General features: G+C 39.5%; 12 protein-coding genes. 6 read left to right on the top strand and 6 right to left on the bottom strand.

From position 1 onward, the window contains the following. Positions 1 to 209 precede the first annotated feature (209 nt). The 4 genes from EHQ52_RS01635 (at position 210) to EHQ52_RS01620 (ending at position 3,433) form a co-directional block, all read left to right on the top strand. Positions 210 to 1,691, top strand: coding sequence for an aldo/keto reductase (locus EHQ52_RS01635; RefSeq protein ID WP_135613547.1), 1,482 nt, complete (start codon positions 210 to 212; stop codon positions 1,689 to 1,691). Beyond that, positions 1,675 to 2,157, top strand: coding sequence for a DUF309 domain-containing protein (locus tag EHQ52_RS01630; RefSeq protein WP_135613546.1), 483 nt, complete (start codon positions 1,675 to 1,677; stop codon positions 2,155 to 2,157). Before EHQ52_RS01635 ends, EHQ52_RS01630 begins: the two co-directional genes overlap by 17 nt. Positions 2,158 to 2,161: 4 nt before the next feature. Then, positions 2,162 to 3,055, top strand: coding sequence for an alpha/beta fold hydrolase (locus EHQ52_RS01625; RefSeq protein WP_135613545.1), 894 nt, complete (start codon positions 2,162 to 2,164; stop codon positions 3,053 to 3,055). A 168-nt stretch (positions 3,056 to 3,223) separates the two neighbouring features. Beyond that, positions 3,224 to 3,433 (top strand): hypothetical protein, encoded by a 210-nt coding sequence (locus EHQ52_RS01620; protein ID WP_008590531.1) that lies wholly within the window; start codon positions 3,224 to 3,226, stop codon positions 3,431 to 3,433. Between the two features lie 69 nt (positions 3,434 to 3,502). Here the strand turns inward: EHQ52_RS01620 and EHQ52_RS01615 are convergent, their stop codons facing one another. Next, the gene (locus tag EHQ52_RS01615) at positions 3,503 to 3,808 is read right to left on the bottom strand and encodes a PilZ domain-containing protein (RefSeq protein WP_208653431.1); all 306 of its coding nucleotides are present in this window, start codon (positions 3,806 to 3,808) and stop codon (positions 3,503 to 3,505) included. Between the two features lie 526 nt (positions 3,809 to 4,334). On the opposite strand from EHQ52_RS01615, the gene EHQ52_RS01610 reads away from it, so the two are divergent. After that, entirely contained in the window at positions 4,335 to 5,831 is a 1,497-nt protein-coding gene (locus EHQ52_RS01610; RefSeq protein WP_135613544.1) for an FAD-binding oxidoreductase, read from the top strand. Further along, positions 5,828 to 6,823 carry a hypothetical protein gene (locus tag EHQ52_RS01605; protein ID WP_135613543.1) on the top strand — a complete coding sequence of 332 codons (996 nt, stop codon included), beginning with the start codon at positions 5,828 to 5,830 and terminating at the stop codon, positions 6,821 to 6,823. Before EHQ52_RS01610 ends, EHQ52_RS01605 begins: the two co-directional genes overlap by 4 nt. On the opposite strand, the gene EHQ52_RS01600 is transcribed toward EHQ52_RS01605, so the two are convergent. Genes EHQ52_RS01600 through EHQ52_RS01580 form a run of 5 tightly spaced genes read right to left on the bottom strand, consistent with a single transcriptional unit; the run spans position 6,820 to position 14,581 of the window. Continuing rightward, entirely contained in the window at positions 6,820 to 10,587 is a 3,768-nt protein-coding gene (locus EHQ52_RS01600) for a hypothetical protein (protein WP_135613542.1), read from the bottom strand. The two genes, EHQ52_RS01605 and EHQ52_RS01600, sit on opposite strands and share 4 nt — an antisense overlap. A gap of 34 nt (positions 10,588 to 10,621) precedes the next feature. Next, entirely contained in the window at positions 10,622 to 11,437 is an 816-nt protein-coding gene (locus EHQ52_RS01595) for an endonuclease/exonuclease/phosphatase family protein (protein WP_135613541.1), read from the bottom strand. A gap of 23 nt (positions 11,438 to 11,460) precedes the next feature. After that, a complete protein-coding gene (locus EHQ52_RS01590) occupies positions 11,461 to 12,147 on the bottom strand; it encodes an exonuclease/endonuclease/phosphatase family protein (RefSeq protein WP_135613540.1) in 687 nt (228 codons plus the stop codon). A 23-nt stretch (positions 12,148 to 12,170) separates the two neighbouring features. Next, positions 12,171 to 12,860: an endonuclease/exonuclease/phosphatase family protein gene (locus tag EHQ52_RS01585; RefSeq protein WP_135613539.1), complete on the bottom strand. Its 690-nt coding sequence runs from the start codon at positions 12,858 to 12,860 to the stop codon at positions 12,171 to 12,173. Positions 12,861 to 12,862: 2 nt separating this feature from the next. Continuing rightward, a complete protein-coding gene (locus tag EHQ52_RS01580) occupies positions 12,863 to 14,581 on the bottom strand; it encodes a hypothetical protein (RefSeq protein ID WP_135613538.1) in 1,719 nt (572 codons plus the stop codon). Between the last annotated feature and the right edge of the window lie 21 nt (positions 14,582 to 14,602).

Here is a 14,602-nt window from a genome sequence, read left to right as displayed (position 1 = left end):
TCATGGGAAGAAGTCATCGATTTGTTTGAGGAAGGGAGCAAAAAACGAAAGATCGAATTTAGAATCCCTCTACAAAGTAGGATAAAAAATCAGGTTCAGACGAAAAGCACTTTTAAACTAAAAGACAAAAAATGGACATTTGCTGAGGAATATTTAGACTTGGTCTCATTTAGTCCGATAGTGCGACGCGAAAATTCAAAAAACCGCAAATGATTTATAGAGATCCGTTTCAGTCTTTGTATATAGAGCCCCTTCATGAGGGTAGGAAGGAAAAATTCTCCCCGGGAAAAAAGGGAGAAGGACTCGGCTATTTTCTATTCAGAGAACTTAGGCTTTCCCGAATCGCGTTCGGTGGATATAGGATTGGGTTGGAAGATCCGGAACATAAGGAAGCACTTCAATTTGCTCTCCATTCCGGAGTGAACGTTATTGATGTCTCAGCCAACTATGGAGATGGAGAAGCAGAAAGTTTAGTGGGGAAGGTCCTGGATGAAAATTTCAAAAAAAGACATCTTAACAGAAAGGAAATTTTTTTAGTTACCAAGGCTGGATATATCCAAGGAAAAAATATGAAATTGGTCGAGTCCAAAGAAAAGGAGAAGGGCCAATTTCCGGAAATCACTTATTACCAACCTGGTTGTTATCATTGTATCTCACCAGAATTTTTGGAAGACCAATTGGAAAGATCCAGAAAACGCCTGGGACTTTCTACCATCGATGCATTCTTATTACATAATCCTGAATATTTCCTAAGCCATTCCGAAAAGAATGGAATTCCGAAAGAAGAAGCCCAAGCAGAATACTATCGCAGGATCAAAGAGGCTTTTTTATTTTTAGAGAAGGCAAGAAAAGAAGGAAAAATCCAATTCTACGGAATTTCCAGTAATACATTTCCTTTGCCTGAAGAAGAATATACTCATACTTCTTTGTCGAAGTGCCTACAAATAGCGGAGAAAATTGCGGGAAAAGAAAACGGATTTGCGGTAATTCAGTTTCCCGCGAATTGGTATGAGGACGGATTCCTTCGGAATCGAAATTCCGAAGGAAAGACTCTACTTGAAATTTGTAGTAACTTCGACCTTCTTCCTCTAATCAACCGCCCTTTAAACTCTTTCCAAGCAGGAAAGGGGATGGTCCGATTGTCTTATACTCCTCAGAACCAGGCTCCAGATCTGTCGAAGATACTACAAATCCTAGAACTCGAATCCTCTCTTCTCGAACCACTTTCCCAAAATCCGAACCGAAATTCACTTTCCAAACTCTGGCAAACATATGGGGAGAAGGTACGCTCCGAAGAACAATTCCAGGTCCTTCTGCAAAAATCCTGGATACCAATCTTAAGAGGAGTCATCGACGAAGTATATTCTGAAAAAGGAAAAGAGTCCGCCGAAGAATATTTGCGAGTTTTGAACACAGCACTTCCATTACTAGAAGGACAAATACAAATTCGCTCTTCTGAAAATTTATCCGGCCTATACGAAAACCTTGTCTCCAGATTTCATTCCAATGGGGAAGCTCCTGAAAGTTTATCTTCTCTCATGGTATTTCATTTGGCTTCACTTTTAGAAAAGGGAACAGTCTTACTCGGAATGAGAAAAAGAAAGTATGTTCGGGACATTCTTCCCATTTTCAAAAAACAACCGCCTAAAATCCCAGAATCCAGATGGGGAGAAAATGGAATTCGATCCTGAAATACTTTCCATCTTAGAAAAAGTGAAACAAGGAGACGCGGACTCAACCTTCGACTATGCATGGGGAGAAGGACGAAAACTTTATCTAAAAGGAAGATACTTCGAATTGCATGAAGTATTCGAATTCCAATGGAAGAAGGAAACAGGTGGAAGAAGGCTTATTTTACACGGATGGATCCAACTTGCTATTTCTTTGAATAAGATTTTTGTAAAACCAAATATACGCGGATCTAAAATGCAAGCGGAGAAGTCCAGGGAGAAGTTCTTAAAACTTTCCGAAACTGGAGAACTTTCCTCACTCGGAGCGGAAGAAAACAACCTAATCGTATACTATTTAACTAAACTTTTAAGCAATTTTGAAAGTGAAGAAAGTTGGGACCTCGAACGAATTAAAGAACTTTCCTTACCTGAAATGAAAGAAAACGCAAAGGAATTGTTTTCAAGTTCTGTTTTCCCAGCATCGTGACTTTATGGAAGTTTCGGATCCTCAAAATAAAAACCAAAAAAGTGGATTTTTCGAATCCGGCGGCTATAAACTCCATTATACAAAAAGAGATAATGGAAAGGGTAGAGCATTACTTTTACTTCATGGATTTATGGATTCTTCCCAGACCTTTTTGTTCCAAGAAGAATATTTATCCAAACATTTCGATCTTTATCGTTTTGATTATAGAGGGCATGGGGATTCAGATTGGTTAAGAGAAGGTTTCTACCACTTCATGCTGCCGCTAGTGGATACCACAACATTCATCCAAAAATTTCTTCCTGAAAAATTCCATATACTTGGGCATTCTATGGGAGGAGGTCTTGGCTCTAGGATCGCAGGTTTGTATCCGGAAAGAGTAGAAAGTCTTGTATCTTTGGAAGGATTTAGTTCTCTCCAAGATCCTGAAAAGGAAAGAAGAAGGTTTCTTGGCTGGTTGGAAAATTGGGAACAAAGTCTTGCGGGAAAAGATAGAAAACGCCAGAAAAATTTCAAATCGGTAGAAGACGCAGCAGCAAGACTTGCGCCTATCTACCCCAGACTTCCTAAGGATAGGCTTTTAAAGATTACAGAAACATTAACAAGACCCGCAGAAGAGGGAGGTTATATGTGGAAGAGTGATCCTTCTTATAAAAATGGGCCTCCAGTATTTTTAAGTCCTCAATTTACCAGACATCTTTGGGAAACTATCTCTTGTAATGTTCTGGTTGTCTATGGACAAAAAACTCATCTCGCGCTCGACGATAGTAAGGAAGTATTCTCTCATATTAGAAATTTAAAATATATTGAAATAGAAGATGCAGGTCATAATATGCATCACGATCGTCCTGATATTCTTGAAGGTATACTTGAGGAATTCTACGTAACAAATTTAAAGTAAACGGATTTTAAATATATATCAGTGTCGGATAACGTTCTTTTTACTCACACATGTTTAGTACGAATATTTCTGAGACATAAAAAAATTTCCTGAGTTTTTTCAAAAAACACTTGTACTTTTACAGTACCGGAATAGTTTTCCTCCAACGTTTTGTAGTTAGGGGCGAACATGGTAAGCAGCAAATTTAAAGAGCAAATGGAAAGATACGTAAACTACCGAGGAATAGATATCATTCTTCATTTAAAAGATGGTTCTATTATCGAATTGGATAAAAACAGAAGGCTCGTAGGCGAAGAGATCGTGTATTTTCCACAAAAAGCGAACCCTAGTAAAATTTCTCTCACCATGATCCAAAAAGCGGATCTATTCGTCGCCTAATCAAAAAAGGCGAATCCCTTTAATATGACCAAAACTACACCGGGTCATCCCCGGTGTTTGTTTAAAGTCCTAAGCTAAGGTCTGGATCAATTCTTCGATCTCCTTGATCTTATCAAAATCCTTTTCCGTGTAATTCAAGAACACATCGTATTCTGCATCGGAAACACGATCACACTTGATCACTTTCATTGGAATATCGATGGAACCAGAGATACTGAGTGTTCCAACTTGTAGTGCCAGGTTGGTTCCCGGTTCCCATGGGACCTCTGTTCTATGCACGATTCCTACGAGCACATTTTCTGCAATCCTCAGCTTAGAACTTTCTAACACCTGAAAGCCTACGTTAAGAGTGGAGGGGATTCTATTGTATTTCATGGCGGTTTTCCTCCCGATTTATGTGAAAGAGCTTAGATTAAGTCGCTTACGTTCCGATTAAGATCGTTTTACGATCCTGAAATAATCGTTCAGACAGGCGATTAACCTATTTATAGCAAATTCTATACCAGTAACCTTATATTAGGCCCCGGACAGAAAGAAAATCGTGCAACGCACTAAAATATTAAGTCACTTTCTAATATATCGAAGAAATATCAGTATATAGCGGAGAAGTAGCCAGATTTGAGGGGTTTCGATGACTAAAATTCTAGTAATTTGTCGAAGTTACTACATGGCAGATCGAGATTCCTAGTAGGGTTCGTTCTAAAAATTTGCTAATCTATTAAGCGAATTGGCTCGATTTGAAGTAGTTTCCGACAAATTTAGAAGGGGTAAAATTCGGGATTTCCATCTTGACGCTTTCTTTGAGATTTATATCTTTCTTATATTCGAAACGATCCTATTTCCTGATCGACCCCTTTTCTATATTAGAAAAATAGAAAGTTTTCATGGAAAAAATAAAAATATGGCCCACTCTCCGCCTTTCACGATCCCTAAATCCGCTCTAGAAAAATGGGAGCAGATTTTAGGGCCTGATTGGATTCGGAATTCTAATGATCTAGGAGAAGTTTGGAATAGAACAACCTTTTATTTTCCGGTCGATGAAAGAACGGTCTTATATCCTGAAAATTCCGCGCAACTTTCGGATTGTCTAAAGGTAGCAAGCGAATATAAGATCCCTTTGCATGTTGTAAGCACAGGAAAAAATTGGGGGTATGGATCTTCACTTCCTCCATACAAAAGCCCTTTACTTTTGGTCTTATCTCGGATGGATCGGATTTTGGATTTCGATCCCGAACTCGGATTCGTAGCAATTGAGCCGGGAGTAACTTTTGAAAACTTATATACTTTCCTAAAAGACACGAAATATGAAGCTCCAATTTCGGGGACTAGCGCAAAAGCGTCGGTTGTTGGAAATCTTTTGGAAAGGGGAATTGCGAAAGGTAGGTATGAAAACTTTGCAGCTCAAGCAAAGATACTTGAAGTCGTCTTGGCAAGTGGAAAAATTTTAAAATTTGGATCAGACACTCTGCAAAATTTTATTTGGGAAGAAAATGCAGGGCCTTCTTTAAACGGTCTATTTTTCCAAAGCAATTTAGGTGTGATTACAAGGATAACCATCTTATTGCATCCGTCCATGAGTCTTACCGGAAGATTTCTTTTTTCTTATACAGAAAATAAGATAGGAAACTTTTTGGAATTAATTCGAGAATTTTTAATAAGAACTAACGGCAATTGCAGTTTAGAAATCTCAAACGATTATCGTTTTCTTTCCCAGGTTGAGCAATTTCCCTTCGACATTGCATCACCATCGGAATGTTTGTCAAAAGAACTTGTTCGAAAAAAATTGGATCCTTTCGGAATTTCTGAATGGTTTTGTTCCATCACATATTTTGCAAACGATTCGGAAGAAGAACAATACTATAGAAAGTTGATTTCTCGGGCACTTGCCGATATTCCAAGTATTCATCATTTCTCCGACTTAAAAATGGATATGAGACTAGTTCCCAGTCAAGAAGGACTTCGAGGAGCATATTGGCGGAAGAAAATCGAATTTCCAAAAGATCCTGATCCGGATAGAGACCGTTGTGGCGTTTTATGGATCTCCCCACTTTTACCTTTGGAAAAGAGAATGATAGATATGGCCGTGGAAATCGCTCGAACTATTATTCCATCATATGGGTTAGAACCGATGATCTCTTTAAGACCCGTCGGCAGAAGTTTAAAAATGCTCACCGGGATTTTTTATGACCAAGAAGAAGATGGAGCAGACGAAAACGCGCTGCAATGTTATCGAAACTTAAAGAGTGAATTCAAAAAAGCAGAGTTGAAATTTTATAGATCCGGAATTTTAGATTCAGAAAATGAAATTGAAATGTTTTCCTTAGAGATCTTGAAATCTTTGAAAGAAGTTCTTGATCCGAATGGGATACTTTCTCCGGGAAAATACGGCATTCGATGAGTGAAAAATTCTTCAGCCCGCTTACGATCGAAATTCCTACAATCTTCAGTGGAATAGACTTCGGAAGCGTTGAACGTACGAATGAATTACGAATATTTTCAGATGATTTGAATTCTCGGATTTTAGGACTGTGTGAATTTCTTCCGCGAGAATTACGCAGTGATGCAAAAAATTGGATCCGATCTTACGCTAAAGAAGGAGAAAATTTCATAGATCTTTTTTATATCCCTGTATGGTCATTTCTTTTCAGACTAGGGGATAAGTATCGAGATATAATTACTCCTAGAATTCTTGAATTATCAAAGTTTGCTCATTCTATTTCATTGTTTCTTCACTTATGGGATGATCATCTTTGTGATAATCAATTGAAAACTGATATATTAAAATTGCAGCTCAGGACTCAGGCCTGGAATTCGTTTGGAGAAGGAGCTCGTAAAATTGCAAATTTATTTCATATAGATGAATCTAAGATTCAGGAGGAATTATTTGAGTATCTAGTTTGGATGGATCCAGCAGATGATCCGATCGATTTTAAAGAATATTCTTCAATTTTTACCAAGCAGATTTCTATTTGGACGATTGTGCCGAAACTTTGGGAAAGGGCATTGGTAGATCAAGACGGAATTGTGAAAGGCTCTTTGTCCACTTTCATTCAAAAGTTTTCGATGGCATGGAGATACATGGACGATCTTCAGGATATTCATCTGGATCTAATGTCCCGAAAAAAAAACTCAGTGTGGTTTTTACTCGATTCTGAGCAGAAAGATCTATGGATAAAGTGTGAAAAAATTTCTATTCGAAAAAACGAATTGGATCTACCTAGCTGGGAAATCCTTCAAATTGACATTAAGAATTCAGGCGCATTCTCTCGTTTAGTAGATCTGATCCATTCTTTGTTAAGGGATTGTATCCAAATTTGCGAACAAAATCACTGGGAAGAAATGAAAGTTGAGATAGTCCAATGTTCTAATTTGCAAGGATTAAAATCTTAAAGAATGGACGCGGCTGTAGTGGTGGCACATGCTTTGATTGCAAGCCCCGCATCGTTTAGGATTTGTTTTGCCTGATCCAAAGGAACGTGGAAGTAATCCGTCAGAATTTTTTCTGCATCTTCTACTCCATCTATGATTTTGTCTCCGAGAGCCTCAGCCCATTTGGCTGGATCCTTGAAAATTCCCTTCAGAATGTCCATAATCTTGTCTTCTAAGATCCCTACTAGATCCGTAAGAGGATCGGAATCCACATCTAAATTGAATTTCGCGATATTATGAGTGCTTCCTAAAAACTCGAATGCCGCCTGTAAGGATGCGGTCATAGCCGAGTTAGTAGCCTTTACGTCCAAGCCCGCCTGGATGGAAGTATCTATATGCACGGATCCTAATATTCCCAGATCTATGGTTCCTATTCCTACCTTCACATTTCCTCCTGCGGAGAAATAACTGGAACCTCCGATGGATCCGTGTAGGTCGAAAACACAAGCGAGTGCCAAATTTCCTTGGATTTTAAAAGTTAATCCACTTTTGGTGGCTTCTACAAAAACGCTGTCTTTTAAGCCTAAAAATTTTAATTCACCATTTATATAGAAATGTGGTGGCCTAAACTTTGGTTCGGGTTGTGCGTTCTGAGTAAAAGAAGAGACCGAAAGTTTTGGACCTCCACTTCCTTCTGCTGCTTGAATGCAGAAAAGAGAATCTGAAACGATCACGATCCTATCCATTTGAGCATCCACTGCAATTCCTTGATTTCGATTGATTAGGATTTTTGCGGATACTTCGAATGAGAAAAACTTTAAGGTCCCGTTTATAAAAAATCCCGCCGGGAATATTAGAGTTCCTATTGTGGTATTTTCAGGAGCGACATATAGTTGAGCTTCCAAAGAAACAGCGATCGTATTACCGGTTTTGTACAATTGATAATGCATCATCGTTGTCAAATCGGTCAGGTACCAGGTGGTTCCAGGCTTATTAACTACGAGTAAGACTTGGGAAGAACTAGAAGGAATAGAAATCTTCCCAATGGATGAAAAGGCTGAGGAAATAGATTCGATTTTTAGGTTATCCAGATCGTCTGCATAACTTGTCGGGATATTAAAACCGCCGGTACCTTCTATCGCGACCTGATCCAAAACATTTTCGATTACATCTGGAAGTTTTTCCGTCAGTTCTCCTGCAAGATTGTCCAAAATTTTCTTTAAAGTTACATTGCTGATAGAACCTGCGACCAAACTTCTACTCGGTCTTGTAGAATCGAAAAATACTGCGACGGAAGATTCTATTTCTCCCACATCTATTGTGGCAGCAACTCCAAGACTCGGAATTCCTTCCCAGTTGATTCCTACCTCTAATGCTAGATTGCTGAGCTTGAATGTATAGAAATTCACAGAAGTATTTCCCTTCATGGTTGCGGAAATGAATGCACCGTTTTCTACAAATATCAGGGTAACGTCGAATGTCTGAGGATTTCCTTGAATATCTACGGTCAAGGAACCCATTAGGAAAATTCCGATACTATTGTTTTGGATTTGTCCGCCGAATTTGCAGGAGAACGGATGGCCCTGTATCGTTGTATTGTAACTAACGTATAGTCTTGAATTTTTACTAGGAATGGAACCTACTTGTAACGTGATTCCGAGAACCGGATTTAAACCCAAAAATTTGGATAATAGCCCTTGTTGGCGATCACCGGAATTGATGCTCCATTCTCCGTAAATATTTAATCCTTGGATTAATCCTCCAGATTGTGCGGGAAGTTTCACATCTTTGGATGCGATCCGTGGATTTTCGAACTGAGCCAAATTAGGAAATGCGAAATCAGGGCTGTCGAAGGAGGAAACTACTAAAGTTAATTTTTGCAGATGGAAAAAATCTTCGAAGATGGAGAGAACGCCCAAACTTGGAAGAGAAGAAGCCTTTGAGGAACTTAAATCCAGACCAAAAGCATAGCCCCATTTTCCGCCGCCGATCTTTCTCGCCTCGAAAGCCAAACTTCCGAAAGAGTCTATTTGAGTGCCGAATAAGAAAACCAAATCCTGCTCACGTTTGCTGATTAGGATCGAGGACTGTCGGAAAGTAAGATCGAATTCGCCGGGAAGATCCACAAGTTGATTGCTAAGTCTTGCAATCAATTCGCTTAATCGGATCTGATCGATTTCGCTTCGAATCGAAAAAGCTCCGGGCATATCGTAGCGAATCTGTAGAAGTACATTGTCGGAGAATTGTATGGTTCCTGAAAAACTTCCGTTAGTGCCTCCGACGGAAGGTTTATTCAAATCAACTTCTATATCCGAGATAGTCATCGAGGTTGGACCTAAATCCAAAACCCAGGGTTTTTCTTCGCCTATCACCGCATAAACGGAAAAATTCCGTTTTGCGTCCGCACCTAATATGAATCGATCGATGGAGATATCTGGAGGTGAAGGAAGTTCTGGAAAATATTTGTCGAACACTTTGGACAAAGAAAGATTCACCGGTTCTTCCAACTCGGCGCGAATGGAGAAGTTCGGTAAATATGCAGTCACATCCAAGTCCACTCCGCCAAAATCCATTTTTCCTTCGATGACGGTGGAGATGCCTCTTTTCGTAGCTGAGAAGGGGCTTGCGATAATGAACAAAACGGAGAAGTCGGAAAATTCTACCGCACCAGGTATCGCTTTCCAGGTTTTATTCGGGAATCCAATCCGAATCGCCGCATAAGAAACTCCAGCAGATCCCAAAGACGCATTGAATCCGATAGAGATTGTCTCCAAAGCTAAATCACTTAATAGATTTCCCGCCTTGGAAAATTCTTCTGGCAGATTGGAGGATAAATCCGAGGATCCAGTAATATCTAATAAATCCGCTAATTTGCCTAAAGTTACTCCTTGAAAGTCTCCTTGTAGGACCACTTCCGATTCGCCCGCCTTTAGAATTCCAGTAACCTTACAGCTGATTTTAGCGCTGGGAATATCTAATATTGCAGTAAGCGCATAGGCAGGCTGATAATTTCTATTCTTACTTAACCATTCTTGGGAATGAGGGGAGTAAATTACGAATTCAGTATCCTTAATGCTTAATGAGTCCGTAATATTCTTATCCGCTCCTAAATCCGCTTTCAAAAGAATTCCGGGAGGTTCGATCTTCACTTCCCAGGGATAGGTCCATGCAATCAAATCAGGGGTCAAATCAGTAGGAAGAGGGAGTATGATCCTACCATAAAAATTTACTTCCTGAGTATCTCCGTGCAAAATAGAATCAAAAACTCCTAACATTCCCATCGGCCGAAGGATGGACTTGAAGTTCAGTCCTTGAGAGAACGGAATTTTTGAACCTTCTTCCACAAAATCTTCTGTGCTTAGAACAAAATATGCGTTTCTTAACCAAAGAGAGTCCAAAACTGATGTGGCCTCGTCTCCCAATAGGGAAAGTTTTGTTTTATCTTCCGCGGGGAGTTTCGGAAAACTTTGGCTGAATTTCCAAGAATTAGGTAGTTTTGTTTCTCCGATCAGATTGAAATAGATCCTAATTTGTATCTTTCCTAAATCGTCAATTCGAAGTGTCGCTTGTACTGGAAGATTCGGGACGAGTTGAAAAGAAGTTGTTCCGATGATTTTTACGAACCCGTTCTCTTTGGTTTTGGTGGCTTGAGAGATTACGATCGGTTGATTTCCATTATTGGTAAGCAGTAATTTTTTCCAAATATCCGTATTTAGAACATTAGTATCCAATGATATGGAATTATTAGTGATTATTAAGGAATTATAAAGTTCTTCTATGGTCATGATTTTTTCTCCTGGATATAATGATTATTACTATTCAATCAGACATCTTGCTATCGTCTACTTCGTGCAATGGCTTTCCGGCTTCATCCACTTCAATCGTATTGCCTGTTTTAGGATCTATAGTTAAATATGCCAATGAGGTCGTATCGGAGACTTTCTCCCATTCAAGGGTGATCAGGGTATGGTCTGAAAAATCTTTACTAAGTTTTCCTACCCCAATTTTAACTTTTTTAAGATCTAAATTCGTAAGTGCATAATCTAAAGTTTTTCCTTTAGCATGGGTGGCTTTGAAAGGATCGACTATCAGTTTATTTATTCCGATCGGATCGGGTTTTGGCCCTAATGCTTCCGTTAATTTGCTAGGAGGTGCATTCAGATCTCCAATGAAGATCCACTTTTCTCCTTTTCCGTCATGAATGTTTTGCAGATAGCATACGACAAACCAAACTATTTTTGCAGCGTTATCGGATGCAGGACCGTGGATACTATATATATGAACTCCGTCTAATATTCCACATTTGGCTAAAGCTCTATCGCAAAGAGTCTTAAAGTTATTTCCTCCGTCGAATTCGATGGATTGATATTCCTTGGTGGACATTGGAGTTAGTTTTTTTAGAGAAATGTCCATTCTTATGCTATCGTTTATCCAACGAAAAGCTCCATAACAAAGTTGTGACGGATTAGGTACCCGGTTGGTCAAATTTTGTGGGATCATTATTTCACAAGCAGTCGTCAACTCACAGAATATCGCTACTTCGGCATTTTTTTTAGTATTGATGATTAACTGTCTTTGAGTCGAAATACTTGTGCTTTTTCCTAATCGTTGTGTATTCCAAAATGCTAATTTCATTATAATAATAATTCCTGAATATTCTACCAAGTTAGAATGATGGGGGCATGATCGGAGGCGTCTTTGTTTAAGTCTCCTACTTTGATCTGGATAGAGCGTTTATCTTTGGCTTTGCGTATATCGATGTTTGAAAGAGCATAATCCAAAGTATTGCCCCTAATATGAGTGGATACTCCAGGATCTAAAATAAGCGAATTTAAGTTGATGCCAACTTTCGACTCTTTTAAAGTATCCGGAGTTACGTTCAGATCTCCAATAAGGATCCAGGGATCTTCTTGGTGGGATTCGTTTAGGTGGCATGCGACGAATGATGCTGCTTTAAGAGCGTTGCCTGATGCGGGAGCATGGAGGGCATATAGATGGACACCGCCGACGCTGCCTGCATACGCCAGGGCTCTGTCCGCAATTCTTGTGAAATCGTTTCCACCTTTAAATAGAGCTTCTTTATAATCGTCTGTGCTTTCCGGAACGATTTTTATTAAGTTAATACTTTTTCCCACTCTTGCATCATAGTAAGAATAGCAAAGTTGAAAGTCGTTCGGTCTTCGATAATTCAGGTTTTGGGGAGTGAATGCAGTGGCGCTAGTAGTCAACTCACATAAAATATGCAGATCCGGTTTGTACTTGGCAATAGTATCTTGAATCAATTTAACGGAAGCATCATCCGTAGATTGCCCTAATCTTTGAGTGTTCCAGAACATGAGTTTCATAGTGTGTTTCGCCTAACCTAAACTCAAATTGGCCATTCTACTAAGATTGGAATATGATCAGTAAGACCTTCAAGTTCTCTGGTGAACCTTCCTCTCACTTCTAATTTTATACTTTCTTTATCGATATTGGTTAATACATAGTCGAGGATTCCTCCTCTTTCGTGGGTAGCTTCTCTTGTATGTAAGATTAAATCTGCTAGGTTAATACCCACTGGAGCTTTCGCTAATAAGTTAGGGTCAATATTAAAGTCCCCAATTAAGACCCATGGAGCTCGGCTATGTAATTTGTTTAAGGATGCGGCAAGAAATGCCATCGCTCTTACATCATCATGCCTGGATGGCGCATGAAACGTGTATAAGTGAGCTTTGTCTACTACGCCGTAATAAGCGACTGCTCTGTCGGCTAAATCTGTAAAATCATTTCCCCCTTTGTAACCTGCGCTTTTATATCCGTCTGTTGCGATCGGCGTATATTTCTGAAGAATCCCTTTGCTTTTATCTGAATTCTTATAACATCCATAACAGAGTTGATACGCGCTTTCTTTGCGATACGTCAGATTTTGAGGATCCGGAAAAGTCGCTTTAGTACTAAGTTCACAAAGGAAAACTATATCCGGAGTATTCTCTTCTGTTCTCGCTTTTATTTTATCTTGTATGATATCTTCCGTGGCTGCACCGAGCCTCTTTAGATTCCAAAAAAATACCTTCGCCATTCTTAACCGTCCAACTTTGAAGAGATGATTTTTTTTACATCGTCTGTGGCGAATTGTCCGATCTTTTTCAGGTTTTCGACGGCCTTTGAGTTTCCCGCATCCAACGCTTTTTGTTTTAGTGAATCCTGATTTAATACGGAAGAGATGATGTCTTGGTAGGCCGACTCCACAAGTATCTTGACGGAGATATCTGGAAGGAGGGAAACATATTGCAATTTTGAAAAACTGATCTCAAGTGCTTCCAATTCTTCTCCTTCAAAATCGACGGAAGCGATTAGTTTCGATTTGGAAATTTTGGCTTCCAGGTCGCCTGAAATTTTATCATCTATCCCTTCTGCATACATGGAGAAGGATGTAAGAATTTGTAGTGGAGGGCTCGGAACCTTAGTCACGGTCTCTTTTTTGTTTTTATAACTTCGAATTTCTGGAGAAGGATTTAGGGAAGAGACGGATACTTCCAGATCGAAACCTTTGCTCCTGAAAAGTAAGGTCTCAGGTAATGCAACTGCGTTCGATAATCCGGAAATTTTCATATTCTGTAAAAGTATATTCTGAAATTCGAAAGTTCCGAAATCGGAGATATTAACAGATTGATTCCCAAGAGAGATCTCCGAAAAAATATACGGTTCCAAACTTGGATCAGAGATCTTCAATATCATTTTGGGAAGATAATAATCACTTTTGGGATCGTTTAAGGAGAATCGTACTCGATCGAATACATATCGATCCACAGGGTTTGTCGCTTGTTTGCCTTGGTTACTAGGAAGAAAACCGTTCGGAATTTCTCCAAGAACGTTATCCAAGAATTGAATGAGTTGGTTTTCCAACATCTGGGAGAGTTTTTGCAGATTTTCGGTCCGATTCAGAGTTTGGTTCAGATTCGAAACAATTCCTCTTCTTCCGTCCTCGCTTTCAATCGCATCCTTCGCTTTCGGGAGCCAAAGATTATTCGCGATAAACGTTAAATCGGTTTTCGTGTTTAGATCATCGACCGAGAAGGTAGGATCCGAATCAGGAACTTCTCCCCGTACAGATAATGATTCGATTCTAGTCCTTAGTATACGGGAGGAGCCTTTCCCTTCTATAAAAACGTTTAATACCAGATCCGCGTATAAATCGGTTATCGATAAGGTGAAATCGCCTTCTCCCTTTATATTCTCAGATGGGTACCAGGAGTCACATTGTGAAGGGAGGACTCCAGAGGGGGTTAAAGGTGCTGAGCAAACGTTTTGTTCCAAACAATATTTTCCCTCTAATCGAAAGTTTTCTAGACTAGGAAGCCCGTCTTTGCCCTGATAATAAGCGAACTTAATTGATAAAATCGAATTATATCCTTCTTCCGTTTTTTGAATGATAGGATTAGGTAGAATGTACACGTTTTCCAACCCATTAATGGTGACCTCTGGCATCGATAATTTAGGATAAGGGTTTTCAGGACAGGCGATCGGCTGGTGTTTTTTTAGCTCGGGGTCCTTTCTTCTTTCAAAACCTACCTTGCTGATCCACCATTGACTTTTTATAATATTCTGAAAATTATCTCCTGCTTCTCCGGTGATCGATCCTAGGTCCCAATTCGATCCGGATAATGGCAGAAGTTTTCCTTCTATGTTAGGCCCGCTTGCTTCCTGCAATTTTCTCGGGATCCATAGGTTCGAATTTTGAGGATCATTCGCCCTCTTTCTAAGAGTATTAAATATAAATCCGAATAGTCCTGCGCTCATTCTTTCGTTTGAATTTCCTAA

The organism is Leptospira koniambonensis (assembly GCF_004769555.1).
Lineage (GTDB): Bacteria > Spirochaetota > Leptospiria > Leptospirales > Leptospiraceae > Leptospira_B > Leptospira_B koniambonensis.
This window is presented reverse-complemented; position numbering and strand designations above follow the sequence as displayed.